1 protein-coding gene and 2 pseudogenes are annotated in these 1,218 nt (G+C 69.9%); all 3 read right to left on the reverse strand.

What is annotated here, in order from left to right; all coding sequences use genetic code 11:
• Positions 1–246 (reverse strand): annotated as a pseudogene (locus tag DP106_RS15155) (HAD family hydrolase); the annotation flags it as partial.
• Positions 247–335: 89 nt separating this feature from the next.
• Positions 336–500 (reverse strand): annotated as a pseudogene (locus tag DP106_RS15160) (PLP-dependent cysteine synthase family protein); the annotation flags it as partial.
• Between the two features lie 60 nt (positions 501–560).
• Complete coding sequence (locus DP106_RS15165; protein ID WP_015410045.1) at positions 561–1,121, reverse strand: gamma carbonic anhydrase family protein; 561 nt, start codon at positions 1,119–1,121, stop codon at positions 561–563.
• Positions 1,122–1,218 lie beyond the last annotated feature (97 nt).

A 1,218-nucleotide genomic window follows, 5' to 3' on the forward strand; every position in this document is an offset into this window, starting at 1 on the left:
GACCGCCCGGCGGGCGGCGTTGTTCGGCGCGTCGACGCCCCGTGAGGCCAGCGCCGCGGCGACGTGGGCCGGGAGCGGGACCTCCGCGCCCACCGGCGCGTCGACGTGGACTTCGCGGTAGGCGTCCCCGAAGTCCGGCGGCACAGACACGCCACGCTCGGCGAGCGCCTCGGCGACCGCGGCCGCGGGATCGTCGGGCGTCTCGGCGACGACGAGCGTACCGAAGAGATCGAACGAGACTGCCACGATGGGCTGTACCGACCCCATCGACTTGAATCTCGCGGGCGCTACCGGGCGCTACCGGGGCGGCCGGCGGTGCAAAACCGCGAGAGGTCGAGGTCGCCGGCCGCCTCGGCGGCTTCGACCATCGCCAACGCCGGGCGGTCCTTCGCCGACCCGCCGGGGTTCTTCGATTCGAGTTTGGCGACAACGACGGAGCCGGGCGGCGATTCGAGTTGTACCAGCGGTGACCCGATCGTATCGAGGATGCCCCGTTTCATTGTCCGGGGTTCGACGCGGGGCTACAAAACCCCGATGGACCGCCGCGCCGCGGCGGCCGGCTACTCAGGGCGGTCGGCACCGCCCCGTTCGGGCCGGTCGGAACGACTCGGCCGTTCGGCTCCCTCGATCCGCTCGGAGCCCTCGGCGTGCCGCCGCGACAGCTCGACGTAGCGGTCGCCGGCGCTAGCCCACGGCGAGTCCTCGACCTCTTTTATAAATTCGACCGGAACGCCGGCGTACAGCGTGTCGGCTTCGATTTCCGTGTCCTCGGTGACTACGCTGTTGGCTCCGACCATCGCCCGCTCGCCGAGGACCGACCGATCGAGGACGGTCGCGCCCATCCCGACGAGCGCCCGGGACCGCACCTCGGCGGCGTGGACGATCGCGGTGTGGCCGACGGTCGCGTAGGGGCCGATCTCGGCCCCCTCGTGGAGGACCGCGTTGTCCTGAACGTTCGCGCCTTCCGCGACCGTGATCGGCCCGTGGTCCCCGCGTAGCGTCACGTTGGGCCAGACGCTCGCGTCGGCCCCGATTGTCACGTCGCCGATAACGACCGAACTCGGGTCGACGTAGGCGTCCTCGTGAATATCCGGTTCGTGTCCCTCGAAGCTCCGTAGCATACGCCGTCGAGGCGGGCGCTCGTTTATAAACCCTGGCCCGACGGGATCGGCGATGTATAAATACCTCCTCGGATGGAGGCGGCTGAAAAAACCGATC

Origin of the sequence: Halonotius pteroides (genome assembly GCF_003605635.1) — an archaeon.
In the GTDB taxonomy this organism is placed as follows: Archaea; Halobacteriota; Halobacteria; order Halobacteriales; family Haloferacaceae; genus Halonotius; species Halonotius pteroides.